Here is an 18,196-nt window from a genome sequence, read left to right on the forward strand (position 1 = left end):
ATGGGGCCGGCCTCCCCCCAACCTGAACTGCCCCACCGCCCCCGCCAGGCTTCCGGCCTGCGTCTGCAGCGCCGCGGCAGCAGCCGTGGATTGCTCAACCAGCGCCGCATTCTGCTGCACCATCTGATCCAGCTGGCTCACCGCCATATTCACCTCTTGATTGCCGCGGGTCTGTTCCATGGCTGCGTGAGTGATCTCGGAAATAATGCAGGTCACCTTGGAGACGTTGCTGACGATCTCGCTCATGGTGTCGCCGGCGCGGCGGACCTGGCCGGAACTGACGCTGCCCACGGTGGATTCGATCAGGGTCTTGATTTCCTTGGCTGCCTGCGCGCTGCGTTGCGCCAGGGCGCGCACTTCGCCCGCCATGACCGCGAAGCCGCGGCCCTGGTCGCCGGCGCGGGCGGCTTCCACCGCGGCATTGAGCGCCAGGATGTTGGTCTGGAAGGCGATGCCTTCGATCACGCCGATGATGTCGGAGACCCTGACCGAGGCGTTCTCGATCTGGCCCATGGTGGTGATGACTTCGCCGATCACGACGCCGCCGTCGGCGGCTACGCGCGAGGCAGCGGTGACGGATTCACAGTACCAGTGCGATTACCGATGCGATCAGCACTGAGCGCATGCCGGCGGTGGCCTCGGCCTTGTCCAGCGCGACAGGCAGGCGAAAGCCGGTCGAATGCGATCAGGTTGACGACACAACGCGCCAAGTTGGTGCAGGATAGTGCGCTTGCGCGTCCCGGGAATGCGCGCTGGCGGATCTGCATTCGTAACGCGAACACACGCAGGAGCGAGTGGAGCGGAATTCGGCGGGATCAAACGCCAGATCGAATGCATTGCAATACAAGCGGCGTTGCACTGCAGCAGTGATGTCGATGGGGGCGTTCATGACTATGACAGCTGCCGCAGCAGAACGCTTGCCGCAGCGCATCCGACGGCGGCTTGGGCAAGTTACGCCTGTCGTCAAGCGTTGCTGATCCGTCATGCAGACAAGCTAACGACTTTTTCACAACGTATTACAAAGATTTACAGCCGTTATGCGATCGGCAACATATCCTCCGATCAACTCACAAATAACCCAAACGGAGAGCCTACCGTGTCATTCCTTTCTTTGACTTCCGCGCCGCTGCGCGTGCTTGCCCTGAGCGGTGCCCTGGCGCTGGCCGCCTGCGGTGGTGGTGGCGGTGATGATGGCGGCGGGCAGGGCACGCTCAAGGTCTCGATGACCGACGCGCCGGCCTGTGGCTTCAACAATGTCTTCGTGACCGTCAACAAGGTGCGCGTGCATAGCAGCGCCAGCGCCGAGACGAGCGCCGGGGGCTGGGTCGATATCGACGTCGTGCCCGCGCGCAAGATCGATCTGCTGTCGCTGACCAACGGCGTGATGACGGTGCTGGGCCAGACCGCGCTGCCTGCCGGCAACTACCAGCAGGTGCGCCTGGTGCTCGATGCCAACCGTGGCAGCGGTGCCGGTGCGCTGGCCAATTCGGTAGTGCCCATCGGCGGCACTGAGCAGGCGCTGGATACGCCCAGCGCGGTGCAGTCGGGCATCAAGATCAACCGGCCGTTCACCGTGGCAAAGGATACGCTGACCGACCTGGTGCTGGACTTTGACGCGTGCAAGTCGGTGGTCACGCGCGGCAATGGCACTTTCGGCCTGAAGCCGGTGGTGACGGCGATCCCGACGACCGTCAGCGGTGAAGTGAACGGCGTGGTCAGCGGGGCACCGGGCGCGCGCGTCTATGCCGAGCGCAACGGCGTGGTGGTGAAGTCGACGGTGGCGGACGCCAACGGCAACTTCAAGCTGGTGCCGATCGAGCAGAGCAGCACGGCCGGCCCGGTTGACGTGGTGGTGGTGCCGGGTTCTGCCAATGCCAAGGCGGCGGGCATCGTGCGCGGCGTGCCGGTGGTGGTGGGCACGCCCACGGCGATCTCGACCGCGGCCGCACCGATGTCGCTGCCGGCGTCGACCTATCGCCGGGTTTCGGGTTCGGTCACGCCGGTTTCGGCGGAAGCGACCCTGCGCGCGCTGCAACTGGTCAATGGCGGCAATTTCGAGATTGCGGCCACGGCTGCCGCCAGCGATACCGGCGCCTACAGCATGTTTGCCACCGAACCGGCGCTGCCGGTGGCCGCTCCGGTGATCGGCACCTACCAGGCCGCGCTGCCGATTCCGCTGCAGCCGGATGGCGCTGCCGCGGGCAAGTACAGCGTGCAGGCCACCAGCGCCACGGGTGCGGTGCAGACCCAGCCGGCGGACGTGAGCGCTGCCGACGCCCTGGTGAATTTCTCGTTCTGATTCCGGGGGACCGGGACCGGAGCCGGAAGGGGGCCTGGCCCTCTTCCGGCTTTTTTTGTTGGCCAGGGGCGTGGTTGCGCCGCCACCGCCTGGCGCAGTTTCCCGCTAGACTGCCAGTCTCGCGTTTCGGGAGATCGCGCCATGGCAGCACGCACCGCGGCGAAGGCCGCATCCAGGACTGCAGCAACCTCAGAGGCCACACCCAAGGCCAGGCCACGCAAAGCCGCCACGTCCGCCGAGCCGGTGCGGGTTGGCATCGGCGGCTGGAATTTCGCCCCGTGGCGCGACAACTTCTATCCCGCCGGCCTGGCGCAGGCACGTGAGCTGGCCTACGCCAGCCGCCACCTCAGCGCGATCGAAATCAACAGCACTTACCACGGCACGCAGAAGCGCACCTCGTTCGCCAAATGGCGCGACGAGACGCCGGATGATTTTGTGTTCGCGGTGAAGGCCTCGCGCTTTGCCACCAACCGGCGCGTGCTGGCCGAGTCCGGCGAATCGATCGAACGCTTCATCGACAGCGGCATTGCCGAGCTTGGCCGCAAGCTGGGTCCGGTGGTGTGGCAGTTCGCGCCCACCAAGCAGTTCGATGCCGAGGACTTCGAGGCCTTCCTGCAGCTGCTGCCGGATTCGGTGGAAGGCGTGAAGCTGCGCCACGTGCTGGAGGTGCGGCACGACAGCTTCCAGTCGCCGGACTACCTCAAGCTCGCGCGCAAGTACAAGGCCGCCACGGTCTTTACCGATTCGCCCAAGTTTCCGTCGATGGCGGATCTCACTGCAGATTTTGTCTATGCACGGCTGATGGCCAGCAGTGCGAAGCTGAAGGCCGGCTACGCGCCCAGGGACCTGGATGCGTGGGCTGCACGGGTGCGCACGTGGGCGCAGGGCCACCAGCCGGACGACCTGCCGACGGTGGAAGACCGCAAGCCCGCCGCGCGCAAGCGCGAAGTCTTTGTCTTCTTTATCAACGGCGCCAAGGAACGCGCGCCGGCCGCGGCGCAGGCGCTGCTGGAGCGGCTGGACTGGGCGCCGCCGGCCGATGACTGACGGATCGACGTCCCTGGATCGCTATAATCGCGCATGAACTCGACCCCCGCCCAGCCGCAAGCCGGCACCGCTTTTTCCAACCTGCCGCTGTCGCCCACCATGCTCGCCACGCTGGCGCAGCTTGGCTATGACGAAATGACGCCGATCCAGGCGGCCAGCCTGCCGATCACATTGGCGGGCCAGGACCTGGTGGCGCAGGCCAAGACCGGCAGCGGCAAGACCGCCGCCTTCGGGCTGGCGCTGCTGCACCGGCTCGATCCGCGCCGCTTCGACGTGCAGGCGATGGTGCTGTGCCCCACGCGCGAGCTGGCCGACCAGGTCACGCAGGAAATCCGCCGCCTGGCGCGCGCGGAAGAGAACATCAAGGTGCTGACGCTGTGCGGCGGCTCGCCGATGCGGCCGCAGGTCGACAGCCTGATCCATGGCGCACATATCGTGGTGGGCACGCCCGGCCGCATCCTGGATCACATCGACCGCGGCAGCCTGGACCTGTCCGGCATCAACACGCTGGTGCTGGACGAGGCCGACCGCATGCTGGACATGGGCTTCTTCGACGACATCGCCTATGTGGCCAGCCGCTGCCCGAAGGACCGGCAGACGCTGCTGTTCTCGGCCACGTATCCGCCCGGCATCGACAAGCTCAGCCACCGTTTCCTGCGCAACCCGCAGTCGGTCAAGCTGGAGGCTACGCACGACAACACCACCATCCGCCAGCGCTTCTATGAGGTCGAGGAAGGCGAGCGCCTGAACACGGTGGGGCGCCTGCTGGACCACTTCCGCCCGGTCAGTACGCTGGCCTTCTGCAATACCAAGGCGCGCTGCCGCGAGCTGGTGGAACTGCTGCGCGCGCAGGGCTATCAGGCGCTGGCGCTGCACGGCGAGCTGGAGCAGCGCGAGCGCGACCAGGTGCTGGTGCAGTTTGCCAACCGCAGCTGCTCGGTGCTGGTGGCCACCGACGTCGCCGCGCGCGGGCTGGACATCGCGCAGCTCGAGGCGGTGATCAATGTCGAGATCACGCCCGATCCTGAGGTGCACGTGCACCGCATCGGCCGCACCGGGCGCGCCGACCAGGAAGGCTGGGCCTTCAGCCTGGTCAGCATGGACGAGATGGGCCGCGTGGGCAACCTGGAACAGCACCACGGCGGCGAATTCGAATGGCAGCCGCTGGCCGACCTGAGGCCCGCCAGCAATGAACGCCTGCTGCCGCCGATGGTGACCCTGCAGATGCTGGGCGGCCGCAAGGAGAAGATCCGCCCCGGCGACATCCTGGGGGCGCTCACCGGCGAGGCGGGCTTCACCAAGGAGCAGATCGGCAAGATCAATGTGCTGGAGATGTCTACCTATATCGCGGTGGAGCGCAGCATCGGGCGCGAGGCGGTGAAGCGGCTCAATGCCGGCAAGGTCAAGGGCAAGAAGGTGAAGGTGCGGATGCTGACGGAGTGAGGTCAGGACTGCCTTGACCCACGCCTGCCATGAGCGCGTCACAACATTGCTTACAAAGATTCGCGTAAGTCACCCTGTAACGGCGCGCGTTACTTTGCTACTCTGATGCCATTGGCACCTAAGCAGGCACCGCCAGCCGCATTGCATTGTCGACGGAAAAGGAGTTGGTGATGAAAACCGCACGCCAGGTTCTGGAGTCCAAGCCGAGTCAGGCCATTTACAGCATCCCGCCCACGGCGACCGTCTACGCCGCGCTGCAACTGATGGCGGAGAAAGGCATCGGCGCGCTGCTGGTGATCGAGCATGGCGAGATCCTGGGGATCCTGAGCGAGCGCGACTATGCGCGCAAGGTGATCCTGATGTCGCGCACCTCGCGCGAGACGCTGGTTCGCGACATCATGACCAATGCAGTGATCTACGTCGGCGCCAGCCAGACCACCGACGAATGCATGGCATTGATGACCCGGCACCGGCTGCGCCACCTGCCAGTGATGGAAGGCGACGAGCTGATCGGCATGCTGTCGATCGGCGACCTGGTCAAGGACATCATCTCCGAGCAGCAGTTCATCATCGAGCAGCTGGAGCATTACATCACCGGGGGCGGGCGCTAGGCCTGTCGTGTTCGGGGGCTGGTCGCATTGCATGCGCCCGCCCCGTCCACTCTCCCGCGCGCGCCCGCCGGCTAGCCCAGCGTGCCGAACCTCACCCCATGCGCCGCCAGGTAGCGGCGGTACGCGCCTGCCAGCTTGTCCGCCGGCTGGGGCACCTCCACCCCGGTGCGCAACGGCAGGCGGCGCGGCTGCTGCGATTCCACGATCGGCTTGTCCTGCAGGAAGATGGTGTCCTGGAATTCGCGCAGGCTGGCGTCGTCATCGTCCGTCACCAGTGACATCACGAACCACACGCGGCTCGATTCCTCGTCCCGCGGGCCGATAAACAGCGCGATGGCGCCGCGATGGTTGTCGCCGAGGTCGGGCACCTTGGTCAGGATCGCGGCGTAGGGCGCAACCACGCGGTATTCATACTCGACCATGGCTCCGCCGGCGGCGCTGGCGTGCGCGCGCGGCTGCCAGGCGCGGCAGCCGATGGTGCGCAGCGCGTCGGGCTTGCGCGCATCGCCGATGGCTTTCACTTCATAGGGCGGCACTTCGGTGTGCGCCGGGTCACCCAGGTAGCCGTCATGGACATAGCCGAAGTGCGCCATGTCGAGGAAGTTCTCCACCAACCGTGGCGCCGAGGTGGCAACGTCGTAGGGGCCGCAGACCACGTGGCGGCATTCGGCGTCGTGGTACTCGGGGAAGGACGGCAGTTCGGGCACGGCCTCGGTGCCGTCGCCGCCAAGGCGTACCCATAACAGCCCGTAGCCCTCGCGCACCGCGTGCGTGGTGGCGCAGGCGCGCGGCGCGGGCACCAGTTCCGGGTGGGCGGGATAGCGCGTGCAGCGGCCGCCCGAGGCAAAGCGCCAGCCGTGATAGCCGCAATGCAGCAGGCCATCGCGCACGGCGCCCAGCGTGAAAGCGGCGCCGCGGTGCGGGCAGCGATCGTTCCAGGCGTGCCAGCCGTCGACATTGCGCCACAGCACCAGCGCGCGGCCAAAGAGCCGGGCGGCAAAAGGGCCGTCGCCATCGGCCTGTTCGATGGCCAGCACGGGGTGCCACTGGCCCAGTTCGGGCCCGGCCGCATCGGCGGCCTGACCTGCTTCGTGTCGTGGGGTCTCGGTCATGACGTAATCTTACCTTCGTAGTGGCGATGTGATCTTGCATCGACCATCGTGCCTGATCCTTGCCACGCAAGTGACGTGCCAGATATCTGGGTCACGAGCGCGATATTTGCTGGCCGCATATAATTATGCGTTCGCTGAATTAGGTCACCCGCGACGGCGTCACGCCCCCTATTGCGCGGTTCCCGGCCGATATTCCCTGCATTTGACGTAGCTTTCACCGCACATCGCTGCGGTCTCGTGCCTGCCCATGTCTTCACCCTCTTCTGCCGCATCCGCCCGGGACACCACGCCGGCCCTGCCCGCCCACGACCATCGCGCCGTGATGCGGGTGATCGGCGGCATCGTGCTGTGCATCCTGCTGGCCGCGCTCGACCAGACCGTGGTGATCCCGGCGGTGCCGGCGATCGCCAATGACCTGAACGGCTTCAGCCACCTGTCATGGATCGTGACGGCGTACCTGATCGTGTCGACGGTGACCACGCCGCTGTACGGCAAGCTGTCGGACAGCTTTGGCCGGCGGCGCCTGCTGATGGTGGCGATCACGCTGTTTATCGGCGCCTCGGTGGCATGCGCGCTGGCGCAGACGCTGGGCCAGCTGATCCTGTTCCGCGCGCTGCAGGGCGTGGGCGGCGGCGGGCTGATGTCGCTGGCGCAGGCAGCCATTGCCGATGTGGTGGCGCCGCGCCAGCGCGGGCGCTACCAGGGCTACCTGGCCACGGTGTGGGCGGTGGCGTCGATCGCCGGGCCGCTGGTGGGCGGCTGGGTCTCTGACCATATGTCGTGGCGCTGGCTGTTCTGGGTCAACGTGCCGCTGGGCCTGCTGGCGATGTTCATGTGCTACCGCGGGCTGGCCATGCTGCCGCCGCGTGGCGGGCGTGCGCGGGTGGACTGGCTGGGGGCGCTGCTGCTGGCGGTGGCCATCGTCGCCTTCCTGCTGGCGATGAGCTGGGGCGGCGACGTCTACGACTGGCTCTCGCCAGAGCTGGGCGCCCTGCTCCTGGCCGCGGTGGCCGCCGTGGTCCTGCTGACCTGGCAGGAGCGCCGCGCCGCGGATCCGATGCTGCCGCCGCGCCTGTTTGCCAACCGTGCCTATGTGATGGGCGTGGCCGCCTCGGCGCTGGCCGCGCTCGACATCTTCCTGTGCATCTTCGCCCTGCCCCTGCACTTCCAGCTGGTGCGCGGCGCGGATGCATCGACCTCCGGCCTGCTGGTGATGCCGTTCCTGCTGGCCACCGTGGCCGGCAACTTCATCGTGGCGTGGCTGGCGCCGCGCGTGGGCCGCATGCGCGGCATCCTGACCGCCGGCTATATCGCCGGCGCGCTGGGGCTGATCGCACTGGCGCTGGTGACGCCGGCGGTGCCGCTGGCGGTGGTGCTGGCGGCGATGACGCTGGCCGGCGTGGGCCTGGGCATGACCATGGTGGCCACGCTGATGAGCGTGCAGAACGCGCTGGAGCGCCGCGACACCGGCGCCGGCACGGGCGCGCTGCTGGTGCTGCGCTCGCTCGGCAGCGCGCTGGGCGGGGCGCTCGCCGGCACGCTGCTGACGCTGGAATTCCGCCATGCGCTGGCGGCCTCGGGGGTCACGCAGGCGCTGGACCTCGGTGCGCTGCGCCACGGCAGCGAGGCCTTTGCGCAGCTGTCGCCGTCCGTGCGCGCGGTGCTGGCAGGCGGCGTGGAGTCGGGCTTCCACCTGATCTTTGCCGCGGGCGCGGCGGCGGCGGTGCTGGCGCTGCTGATCGTGCGCCGCATGCCGGATCTGGAGCTGCGCGGCAGCGTCACCGAACACGCGGCCACGCTGGCGATGGACTGACCGGCGCGGCATCCGTCAGGCCGCCATCGGCGTAAACTACGCGTACCCGATACAGCGAGCCGACCACCGGAGCCCCGTCGCCATGATCCGTCGTCCCCTGCTTTCCAGCCTGGCTGCCGCCCTGACCCTGGCGGCGGCCAGCACCGCCCTGCTGCCGGCGCCCGTGCGCGCCGCCGACAAGCCCGCCGCGGCGCCTGCCGCGGGCGCCTGCCCCGCCTCGCTCAACTTCACCTTCCCGCGGCTGCAGGACGATGTGCCGCAGAACCTGTGCCAGTACGCCGGCAAGGTGGTGCTGGTGGTCAATACCGCCAGCTATTGCGGCTTCACGCCGCAGTACGAGGGGCTGGAGGCGCTGTACGCCAAGTACGGCGCGCGCGGGCTGGTGGTGCTGGGCTTTCCGTCCAATGACTTTTCACAGGAGCCCGGCTCGCAGAAAGAGATCGCGGACTTCTGCTACAACACCTACGGCGTCAAGTTCCCGATGCTCGGCAAGTCGCATGTGCGCGGCAGCGATGCCAACCCGATGTACGCGCTGCTGGCAAAGCAAACCGGCACCACGCCCAAGTGGAATTTCTACAAGTACCTGATCGGCCGCGACGGCCAGGTGGTGGCCAGCTACGGCAGCCGCACCAGGCCGGACGACAAGGAACTGGTGGCGAAGATCGAATCGCTGCTCGGCGCGCAGCGCTGAGCGAGCGATTCCGCGCGCGGCCGGGTTCAGTCGCGCACCAGCCCTTCGGCCCGCATCGCTTCTTGCACCGCCGGCCGCGCCGCAACGCGCGACAGGTACTGCTGCAGCGCCGGGTAGTCGTTGAGCGGCAGCTTCAGGATGCGCGCCCAGCCGACGATGGTGAAGCAGTACGCATCCGCCACCGTGAACGTGTCGCCCATCAGGTACTGCCGGGTTTGCAGGTGCTGGTCGAGTTCGGCAAAGCGCCGGTGCAGCCTGGCCTTGCACTCGTCATGCGTGCTCTGCGCGGTTTCCTTGTGCCACAGCCACGGGCTGAAGACCTTGTGCAGTTCCGTAGAGACCAGCGTGATCCAGCCGGTGGCTTCCAGCCGCTCGCGCGTGCCGGCGGCGGGCAGCAGCGCGCGTTCGGGCACCAGGTCTGCGATGTATTGCAGCAGCGATGCCGCCTCGGTATGGCGCGAGCCGTCGTCGAGCTGCAGCAGCGGCACGTAGCCGCGCGGGTTGATGGTGTAGTAGTCGTCGGTGCCGTTTTCAGGCACGGCCAGCTTGTGGCGGAGCAGGTCGACCTTGGCCAGCGTGACCGGCAGGCCGGCTTCGCGCAGGGCGATATGGACGGCCATCGAGCAGACGCCCGGAGTGTAGTAGAGCTTCATTGCGATCCTGTGGTGGTTGCCTGGCCGCCACGCCATGCGGCGGCCGTGCAGGCAGTCTAGGATCGCCCCCCCTTATGCAGCAATGCGCGTCCTTGCGGACGCGCATTGCAGATTTGCACAGGACTAAGTTTGCGCTCAGTCGAGCAGCTTCGCCAGCGCCGGCGGCAGGCCGGCATTGGGCTTGCGCGGCGGCCGCGCGAAGCTGCCCTGCGTGGCGCTGCCGGCGCGCAGGGCCACCAGCGATTCGCAATGCCGCACCGCGCTCGACACGCCATCCACCACCGGCACCGGAATGCGCCCTTCCAGCGAGCGCGCCAGTCCCGCCAGCGGCGCGCCGGCGACGATGATCACGTCGGCGCCGTCCTGCTCGATGGCTTGCAGGGCAAGTTGTTCCAGCCGCGCGGCATGGTCTTCCTGCACGCTGCCGATATCGCGCAGGGGTTCCTGCAGCGAGCGCACGCTGGCCAGCCGCGACGACAGGCCGTTGGCCGCCACGCATTCGCGGTACCACGCCTGGATGCGGTGCGAGATCGCGATGATGGAGAAGCGCTGCCCCAGCAGGCACGCGCTGGCCAGCGCGGCTTCGGTCATGCCGACGACGGGGACGTCGAACAGCTCTTTCAGCCCGGCCAGGCCGGGGTCGCCGAAAGCGGCGACCACCAGGCCGTCGAACTGGCCGGCGTGTTCCGCGGCGGCGCAGGCCGTGGCATAGCCGCCGACCAGCGCCTCGAAGCGGGTTTCGATATAGGCCACGCCGAAGGCCGCGGTGGCCATCTGCAGCGTGGTGGTGGCGGCGGCGGTGCGCCGCGCTTCCGCCTCGATCAGCGCCGTGACGGATTCGCTGATATTGGGATTGACGATCAGGAGTTTCATGGTCGGGATGGGTTGGCTGCGGGCGTGGCGATCAGCCCAGCATCGGCGCGCCCGCCGGCAGGAACTGCCCGCGTCCGGCCTGGGGTTCCTGGTACTGGCCATCGCGCACCAGCATCTCGCCGCGCGAGAAGCAATGCACCGGCCAGCCGGTCACTTCGATGCCTTCGTACGGCGTGTAGTCCACCGCGTGGTGCAGCGCGCTGTTGCGGATCTGCACGCGCTTGTTCGGGTCCCACAGCACGATGTCCGCATCCGCGCCGATGGCGATGGTGCCCTTGCGCGGATACAGGCCATACAGCCGTGCCGGCCGCCACGAGGTCAGTTCGACAAACTGGTGCAGCGACAGCTTGCCGCGCGCCACGCCGTCGAACAGCAGCGGCAGGCGCGTCTCGATGCCCGGCACGCCGTTGGGGATGTGCTCGAACGAAGGCCGCTCGCCGCCCGGCTGCTTGCCTTGCGGGTCGTCATAGCGGAACGGCGCATGGTCTGACGAGAACACGCTGAACACGCCATTGGTCAGCGCGCGCCATACCGCGGCCTGGTTCTCGGGGTCGCGCGGCGGCGGGCTGCACACGCACTTGGCGCCTTCGTAGCCGTCGTCGCCGGGCAAGGCCATGTCGTCGGCGGTCAGGTACAGGTACTGCGGGCAGGTCTCGGCCAGGATCTGCAGCCCCCTGCCCTGTGCCCAGCGGATCTGCTCGATCGCTTCCTTGCCCGAGACATGCACGATCAGGATCGGCACGTCGACCAGTTCGGCAAAGGTGATGGCGCGGTGCGTGGCCTCGCGCTCCACCGCGGCGGGCCGTGCCAGGCCGTGGAAGCGCGGTGCGATGCGCCCTTCCCCGACCAGCTTGTCGGTCAGCCACGAGATGCAGTCGGCGTTCTCGGCATGCACCATCACCAGCGCGCCGTTCTGCTTGGCGACATCCAGCACCGACAGCATTTCGCGGTCGGACAGCTTCAGGTCGTCATAGGTCATGTAGACCTTGAACGAGCTGTAGCCCTTGCGGATCAGCGCCGGCAGTTCATGGGCCAGCACCGCCGGCGTGGGGTCGGCCACGATCAGGTGGAAGGCGTAGTCGATCACCGCGCGGCCTTCCGCGCGGCGATGGTAGTCCGCCACGGCAGCCTTGAGCGAAGCGCCCTTCTCCTGCGCGGCAAACGGGATCACGGTGGTGGTGCCGCCGCACACCGCGGCGCGCGTGCCGGTGAAGAAGTCGTCGGCCATGCGCAGGCCGTCGGGCATGGGCTGGTCGAGGTGGCAATGGCCATCGACGCCGCCGGGCAGCGCCAGCAGGCCATCGGCATCGATCTCGCGCGCGCCTTGCGGCAGCGCGTGGCCGAGCGCGACGATCTGCCCGTTGCGCACGCCGATATCGCAGCGGAAGCGGTCGGAGGCAGTGACCACGTCCGCGCGCCGGATCACCAGGTCAAGGCTGTCGTGAGCGGACATCGGCTTACTCCACTTCGCGGAACAGGCGGCCCCAGCCGCGCAGCTCACGCGTGTCCACGCCGCACAGGCGCAGCGACTTCCACACCACGGTGGAGATGGTGTCGTACAGCGGAATGCCGGTTTCGGCTTCAAGTTCTTCGGCCAGGTGCGCGGCGCGCAGGTTGGTGCAGAAGGTGGTGATGGCCTGCGGCTGGTGCTGGGCCAGGCCGCGCACCATCTCGCGGATGGTGTCTTCCTCGACCTCGGCGAAGCTGTAGTTCACATGCAGGTCCAGGTGGCTTTCGGCCACGCAGTGAAAGCCGCTGCGCTCGTAGTTGGCGATGATGCGCTGCTGCACGTCGTCCAGGTACGGCGTGGCAAGGCCGAAGTTGCGCGCGCCGGTCTTTTCCAGGATCTCGTTGAGCGCCAGCACCGAGGTGGTGGCCGGGATGCCGGTGGCTTCGGTGATCTGCTGGCACAGCGCTTCATCCTTGTCGAAGCCGAGCCAGCCGGAAGACGTGCCGTTCCAGGCGATGACATCGACGCGGGCATCGGCCAGCAGGCTGGCGGCGGCCAGGATCTTGTCCAGGTTGAACTGGCCCAGGGCCTGGTCGCGCAGCGAGATCTCGGTCACGGTGAAGCGCGAGAAATGCGCGCTGACGTTGGGCAGGCCGGCAACCATCGCGCTGGTGATGGGTTCGAGCGCAGTATTGGAAGACGGCGTCAGCATGCCGAGGCGGATTTGCTTGGTCATTTTGCTTTTTGTCTCAGGAGTGGTTGCGAGGGCCGGGACATTGCCGGCCCTTTCGCGGGTTTTTCGGAGCTCGGTGATCCGACGGGTCTTCAGACCGGGATCTTAGTCTCGTAGTCGATGGCGGTGGAAGCCAGCAGCAGGCCGACGCCAGCCGCGGCGAAGAACATCAGCGCCAGGAAGTACGAGCCGGTGAACTGCACGATCATGCCGACGATGATGGGCACCGTGATGCCGCCGATATTGCCGCCCAGGTTCATCACGCCGCCCAGGAAACCGATCTTGTTGCGGGTGCCGAGCATCGACGGAACGCACCAGAACAGGCCGCACCAGCGCAGGAAGAACAGCGTCGACGACAGCAGCACGACCACCACGATCGGGTCGGTGACGTAGGCCACCGAGAAGATCGAGACCGTGGCCACCACCGCGGCGATGCCGAACAGCGTGCGCATCACCACATTAGGCCGGCCGCCGGCTTCCTTCCACTTGTCGGCGATCCAGCCGCCGATCAGTTCGCCGACGAAGCCGCTGAAGAAGATGATGAAGCTGGCACCGCCCATCTGTTTGATGTCGAAGCCGTGCACCTTGTTCAGGTAGTTGGGCATCCAGGTCAGCAGGCCGTAGAACACGGTGTTGAAGCACATCCAGCCGATCGCCATGCACCACACCGAGCGGTACTTGAAGAAGTCCAGCGAACGGCCCGACAGGTTGGCCGGCTCGGCGCGGTGTTCATTGGCCTGGGCCTCCTCGATGTAGCGGGCTTCCAGTTCGTTCACGCCGCGGTGCTCGCGCGGGGAGTTGCGCACGTAGTACCAGGCCAGCACGCCGGCCAGCACGGTGCCGACCCCGGCAACGATAAAGGCCAGGCGCCACGAACCCAGCGTGGCGATCAGCCACGTGATGATGATGGCGCCGAGCGCCGCGCCCAGCGGCGCGCCGCCGTCAAGCAGGGTGGCGCCGCGGCCGCGTTCGTTCTGGGTCATCCAGATCGCGTTGAGCTTGCCGCCGGCCGGGTAGATCGGCGCTTCGGCCGCGCCCAGGCCGAGCCGGGTCAGCAGCAGCGCGGTGGCGTTGGTGGTGAAGGCTGCCACGGCCTGGGCAATGCCCCAGAACACGGTGGCGCAGGCGATCACGATGCGCGGCTTGTACTTGTCGGCCAGCATGCCGCCCGGCACCTGCATCAGCGCATAGGTCCAGAAGAACGAGCTGAGGATCAGGCCCTGCATGGTGGGGCTGAGGTCGAACTCCTTGGCGATCAGCGGCATCGCCACTGACAGTGAGGCGCGATCGATGTAGTTGATCGCGATGAGGAACAGCATCATCAAAAAAATCTTCCAGCGAACGGAGGTCTTGGCCTCCGTGACCACTGTCGCCCGGCTTGTCGTCTGCATGACGGCGTCTCCTGTTTTAGTCCTTGGGTGAGGCAGTTCTGTTGGCGTTTTGCGCAACAGGCCGGAGTATAGGATACGTAATCTGTAATTACAACGCGTGTAAGTCATTGATTTTGCGATGTTGCGCATGCACAATTTTGGTATGTGGTAGCCTTGTCGTGGTGCATTTCCCCATTCTGGTGACGTCTGTGACACAAACGCTTTCCCAAACCACGCGCCTGCGCACGCTCGGCATGTCGGCCGAAATCGCCGCCCGGCTGCGCACCATGATCGAAGAGGGCGAACTGCCGCCCGGCGCGCGGATCGATGAACGGGCCTTCTGCGAGACCTTCGATGTCTCCAAGACGCCGCTGCGCGAGGCGCTGAAGGTGCTGGTGTCCGAGGGGCTGGTGCTGCACCGGCAATACATCGGCTACCGCGTGGCGCCGCTGGACCTGGAGGAGCTGCGCGCCACCTTCGAGACCCTGCACGGGCTCGAGGCGCTGGCGGGCGAACTGGCCGCGCAGCGCCTGGGCGCGGCCGCCATGGCCAAGCTGGAGCGGCGCCACCAGGCCATGATCGATGCGCATGCGGCGGGCCGGCGCACCGACTATTTCCGCATCAACCAGGAAATCCACCAGCTGATCATCGACGGCGCCGCCAATCCGGTGCTGGCCGGCGTCTATGCCACGCTGATGAGCAAGGTGCATCGCGCGCGCGGTGCAGCCAATGCCGATACCATCCGCTGGCAGGAGTCGCATGAGGAACACGAGGCCATCATGGCCGCGCTGCGCGAGCCCGGCCGGCCGCGCCTGGCGCAGGTGCTGCGCGCCCACTCCGAGAACACCGCCAGGGAAGTCCTGAGCGTGGTGGCGCAGACCCTGGCCGAGGCCGGCGCAACCGGCGCAATCGGCGCCACCCTCAAGAAGTCCGCCTGAACAACCCCTGAAAACAACGACGACGATGAAACTGGTTCGAGTAGGCAACCCCGGCGCCGAGCGCCCGGGCATGATCGATGCGCAAGGCCGCGTGCGCGACCTGTCCGGCGTGGTGGCCGATATCGGCGCGGCGCAGCTGGCGCCGGCGGCGCTGGCGCGGCTGGCGCAGGTGGACCCCGCGTCGCTCCCGGTGATCGACGGCGCGCGCTTTGGCGTGCCCTGGAGCGGCGTCGGCAAGATCGTGGCGATCGGCCTGAACTATGCCGACCACGCCGCCGAGGCCGGCATGCCGCTGCCGGCCGAGCCAATCGTGTTCCTGAAGGCCAACAGCTCGCTGAATGGTCCCAACGACGCGGTGATGCTGCCGCTCGGCTCGGAAAAGACCGACTGGGAAGTGGAGCTGGGCGTGGTCATCGGCAGCACCGCGCGCAATGTCTCGCGCGAAGCGGCGCTGAACCATGTGGCCGGCTACTGCGTGGTCAATGACGTGTCCGAGCGCGAGTTCCAGATCGAGCGCGGCGGCACCTGGGACAAGGGCAAGGGCTGCGACACCTTCTGCCCGGCCGGCCCCTGGCTGGTGACGCGCGACGAAGTGCAGGACCCGCAGGCGCTGGGCCTGTGGCTGGAGGTCAACGGCGAGCGCGTGCAGAAGGGCAGCACCGCCACCATGGTCTTCGACGTGGCCACCGTGGTCAGCTACGTCAGCCGCTTCATGACGCTGCTGCCGGGCGACCTGATCGCGACCGGCACGCCGCCGGGCGTGGGCATGGGCTTCAAGCCGCCGCGCTTCCTGAAGGCCGGCGACACCATGCGCCTGGGCGTGGACGGGCTGGGCGAGCAGACGCAGCGGGTAGTGCCCTACGGCCAACACTGAGGGCAGGGCAGTGGCATCGCGTCACCCTTCGGGGTGACGCATGCCGGCAGCGCTGCCGCGGGCAAATCCGCGGTCCACAATGGTTCCCCATCGATACGCTTTCACACAAAGCGTTTGGTTTCCATACAAAGCGTACGATTAGGGCAACAGTTCCGGTGCTGAAACGGGCCGGATTACATGGTTTTACAGGAAATCGCACGCTTGGCGTTTCGCTCGCGTTTTCTGCGTGAAATACTGGTTATACAGGTTTCGCCAGAGAGCAAAACACCATGTCTGAGCACGCCCCCGAAATCGAGTCCTATCTCGGCACCACCCTCACGGCGTCCCCCACGTCACCACTCAAGCACCGGTACTGCGCGCTGGCCGACACCCTGGACAGCCGCGCCGAACTCGAAGTCATCCGGCGCAATATCCACCAGCATCCCGAACTCGCCTTCGACGAGGTCCGCACTTCGGGCCTGGTCGCCAGCCTGCTGGAGACGTGGGGCTATACGGTCACGCGCGGCGTGGGCGGCACCGGGGTGGTCGGCACCCTGCGCTGCGGCGACAGCGGGCACAGCGTGGGCATCCGCGCCGACATGGACGCCTTGCCGATCCACGAACGCACCGCACTGCCGTACGCCAGCGTCAATGCCGGCCGCATGCACGCCTGCGGCCACGACGGCCATACCGCGATCCTGCTCGGCGCGGCAAAGCAGCTGGCGCGCACGCGCAACTTTGACGGCACCGTGCACCTGATCTTCCAGCCGGCCGAGGAAATCGGCGCGGGCGGCGGCGCCGAGCGCATGCTGGCCGACGGGCTGTTCGAGCGCTTTCCCTGCGATGCGATCTTCGGGCTGCACAACCATCCGGGCGTGGAGCAGGGCACCTTCCTGTTCCGCTCGGGCCCCTTCATGGCGGCATGCGACACGGTCACCATCACCATCCGCGGCAAGGGCGGCCACGCCGCGCGTCCGCACCAGTCGGTCGACCCGATCCTGGTCGCCGGCAGCCTGGTGATGGCGCTGCAGTCGGTGGTGGCGCGCTATGTCGACCCGAACGAGACCGCGGTGGTGACGATCGGCACGCTGCACGCCGGCCACGCGCCCAATGTGATCCCGGACAACGCGCGCATGGAGATCAGCGTGCGCTCGTTCAACCCCGAGGTGCGCGCATCGGTGGAGAACCGCATCCGCCAGCTGGCCACGTCGCACGCCGAGGGCTACGGCGCGGTGGCCGAGGTCGACTATGTGCGCGGCTACCCGGTGCTGGTCAACAGCGAGCGCGAGACCGAGTTCGCGCGCCAGGTGGCCGAGGAGCTGGTCGGCGCCGGCAAGGTGGTGGACCAGGCCGCGCGCATCGCCGGCAGCGAGGACTTTGCCTACTTCCTGCAGCAGCGCCCGGGCTGCTTCGTGCGGCTGGGCAACGGCGCCAACCAGCCGCTGCTGCACAACGCCGGCTACGACTTCAACGACGACAACCTGACCGTCGGCGCGGCCTACTGGACGCGGCTGGTGGAGCGCTACCTGGGGTGCTGACCAGCCTGGCGCCCCCGCTCAGCGGAAGAACGCGCTTGGCGGCACGCCGAACTGCCGCCTGAACATGGTCGCAAACGCGCTCGGGCTGTCATAGCCCAGGTCCAGCGCCACATCCACCACCTTGCTGCCGGCGGCCAGCTTCTCCAGCGCCGCCAGCAGGCGCGCCTGCTGGCGCCATTGCCCGAAGGTCATCCCGGTTTCGCGCGCAAAGCGGCGCTGGATGGTCTTGGGGTCCAGCCCCAGCCGTGAGCCCCAGTCCGCCAGCGTCAGCGCCGTGTCGGGCGCACCGGTGATGACATCGCAGATCTGCCGCAGGCTGTCATCGGCCGGGCGCGGCAGGTGCAGCGGCAGCGACGGCACCAGCATCACTTCATCGAGCAGCAGCCGCATCAGCCGCGCGTCGCGCGTGTCGGGAGCGTAGGGCAGGGGGATGTCGATCGCCGCCAGGATCAGCTCGCGCAGCAGCGCGGAGATGCCCAGCACGGTGCAGCGCTGCGGCAGGTCGGGCGCGGCATCGGGGCGGATATAGGCGGTGCGCATCTGCACCCGGCCGACCATGCGGATCCAGTGCGTGGTGCCGCCCGGCATCCACATGCCGCGCGTGGGCGGCACGATCCACTGGCCTTCGGCGGTGGCCACCACCATCACGCCGTGCACGGCGTGGATCAGCTGCGCGTGCGGATGCTGGTGCGGGTTGGTCACGTGGCCGGGCAGGTAGTCGGCGGCCATGGCGGTGACGGGCAGGGGGCTGCGGTCGAAGCGGACGTAGGGC

General features: G+C 67.6%; 16 protein-coding genes and 1 pseudogene. 9 read left to right on the forward strand and 8 right to left on the reverse strand.

From position 1 onward, the window contains the following. Positions 1 to 582, reverse strand: a pseudogene (locus tag AC3WON_RS28775) (methyl-accepting chemotaxis protein); the annotation flags it as partial. A 514-nt stretch (positions 583 to 1,096) separates the two neighbouring features. On the opposite strand from AC3WON_RS28775, the gene AC3WON_RS28780 reads away from it, so the two are divergent. The 4 genes from AC3WON_RS28780 to AC3WON_RS28795 all read left to right on the forward strand — a co-directional run bounded on the left by AC3WON_RS28780 (position 1,097) and on the right by AC3WON_RS28795 (position 5,400). Further along, the gene (locus AC3WON_RS28780; protein ID WP_492353269.1) at positions 1,097 to 2,299 is read left to right on the forward strand and encodes a DUF4382 domain-containing protein; all 1,203 of its coding nucleotides are present in this window, start codon (positions 1,097 to 1,099) and stop codon (positions 2,297 to 2,299) included. Between the two features lie 141 nt (positions 2,300 to 2,440). Beyond that, a complete protein-coding gene (locus AC3WON_RS28785; RefSeq protein ID WP_492353270.1) occupies positions 2,441 to 3,346 on the forward strand; it encodes a DUF72 domain-containing protein in 906 nt (301 codons plus the stop codon). A gap of 33 nt (positions 3,347 to 3,379) precedes the next feature. After that, complete coding sequence (gene dbpA / locus AC3WON_RS28790) at positions 3,380 to 4,789, forward strand: ATP-dependent RNA helicase DbpA (RefSeq protein ID WP_010811426.1); 1,410 nt, start codon at positions 3,380 to 3,382, stop codon at positions 4,787 to 4,789. A 170-nt stretch (positions 4,790 to 4,959) separates the two neighbouring features. After that, positions 4,960 to 5,400 carry a CBS domain-containing protein gene (locus AC3WON_RS28795; RefSeq protein WP_492321507.1) on the forward strand — a complete coding sequence of 147 codons (441 nt, stop codon included), beginning with the start codon at positions 4,960 to 4,962 and terminating at the stop codon, positions 5,398 to 5,400. 71 nt (positions 5,401 to 5,471) lie between these two features. Here AC3WON_RS28795 and AC3WON_RS28800 read toward each other — a convergent pair whose 3' ends face one another. Continuing rightward, a complete protein-coding gene (locus AC3WON_RS28800; protein ID WP_492321506.1) occupies positions 5,472 to 6,512 on the reverse strand; it encodes a Rieske 2Fe-2S domain-containing protein in 1,041 nt (346 codons plus the stop codon). 247 nt (positions 6,513 to 6,759) lie between these two features. On the opposite strand from AC3WON_RS28800, the gene AC3WON_RS28805 reads away from it, so the two are divergent. Together AC3WON_RS28805 and AC3WON_RS28810 are read left to right on the forward strand one after the other, a co-directional pair. Beyond that, the gene (locus AC3WON_RS28805) at positions 6,760 to 8,325 is read left to right on the forward strand and encodes an MDR family MFS transporter (RefSeq protein WP_492353271.1); all 1,566 of its coding nucleotides are present in this window, start codon (positions 6,760 to 6,762) and stop codon (positions 8,323 to 8,325) included. A gap of 82 nt (positions 8,326 to 8,407) precedes the next feature. After that, complete coding sequence (locus AC3WON_RS28810) at positions 8,408 to 9,016, forward strand: glutathione peroxidase (RefSeq protein ID WP_011614328.1); 609 nt, start codon at positions 8,408 to 8,410, stop codon at positions 9,014 to 9,016. Between the two features lie 26 nt (positions 9,017 to 9,042). On the opposite strand, the gene gstA is transcribed toward AC3WON_RS28810, so the two are convergent. The 5 genes from gstA to AC3WON_RS28835 form a co-directional block, all read right to left on the reverse strand. Then, positions 9,043 to 9,669, reverse strand: coding sequence for a glutathione transferase GstA (gene gstA, locus AC3WON_RS28815; protein ID WP_492353272.1), 627 nt, complete (start codon positions 9,667 to 9,669; stop codon positions 9,043 to 9,045). A 135-nt stretch (positions 9,670 to 9,804) separates the two neighbouring features. Continuing rightward, positions 9,805 to 10,542 (reverse strand): aspartate/glutamate racemase family protein, encoded by a 738-nt coding sequence (locus tag AC3WON_RS28820; RefSeq protein ID WP_492321503.1) that lies wholly within the window; start codon positions 10,540 to 10,542, stop codon positions 9,805 to 9,807. 31 nt (positions 10,543 to 10,573) lie between these two features. Continuing rightward, positions 10,574 to 11,995 (reverse strand): dihydropyrimidinase, encoded by a 1,422-nt coding sequence (gene hydA, locus AC3WON_RS28825; protein ID WP_492353273.1) that lies wholly within the window; start codon positions 11,993 to 11,995, stop codon positions 10,574 to 10,576. 4 nt (positions 11,996 to 11,999) lie between these two features. Further along, positions 12,000 to 12,728 (reverse strand): maleate cis-trans isomerase family protein, encoded by a 729-nt coding sequence (locus AC3WON_RS28830; protein ID WP_340528437.1) that lies wholly within the window; start codon positions 12,726 to 12,728, stop codon positions 12,000 to 12,002. 89 nt (positions 12,729 to 12,817) lie between these two features. Continuing rightward, a complete protein-coding gene (locus AC3WON_RS28835; RefSeq protein ID WP_010811437.1) occupies positions 12,818 to 14,116 on the reverse strand; it encodes an MFS transporter in 1,299 nt (432 codons plus the stop codon). 41 nt (positions 14,117 to 14,157) lie between these two features. Here AC3WON_RS28835 and AC3WON_RS28840 point away from each other — a divergent pair, with 41 nt between their 5' ends. The 3 genes from AC3WON_RS28840 (at position 14,158) to AC3WON_RS28850 (ending at position 17,424) form a co-directional block, all read left to right on the forward strand. Then, positions 14,158 to 15,033, forward strand: coding sequence for a GntR family transcriptional regulator (locus tag AC3WON_RS28840; protein WP_492353274.1), 876 nt, complete (start codon positions 14,158 to 14,160; stop codon positions 15,031 to 15,033). Positions 15,034 to 15,058: 25 nt separating this feature from the next. Continuing rightward, positions 15,059 to 15,907: a fumarylacetoacetate hydrolase family protein gene (locus AC3WON_RS28845; RefSeq protein ID WP_492353275.1), complete on the forward strand. Its 849-nt coding sequence runs from the start codon at positions 15,059 to 15,061 to the stop codon at positions 15,905 to 15,907. A 269-nt stretch (positions 15,908 to 16,176) separates the two neighbouring features. Beyond that, positions 16,177 to 17,424 (forward strand): M20 aminoacylase family protein, encoded by a 1,248-nt coding sequence (locus AC3WON_RS28850; protein ID WP_492321498.1) that lies wholly within the window; start codon positions 16,177 to 16,179, stop codon positions 17,422 to 17,424. An 18-nt stretch (positions 17,425 to 17,442) separates the two neighbouring features. Here the strand turns inward: AC3WON_RS28850 and AC3WON_RS28855 are convergent. After that, on the reverse strand, positions 17,443 to 18,196 hold a 754-nt coding region (locus tag AC3WON_RS28855), incomplete at its 5' end, for an AraC family transcriptional regulator (protein WP_492353276.1).

Source organism: Cupriavidus sp. FW305-46, from assembly GCF_058787075.1.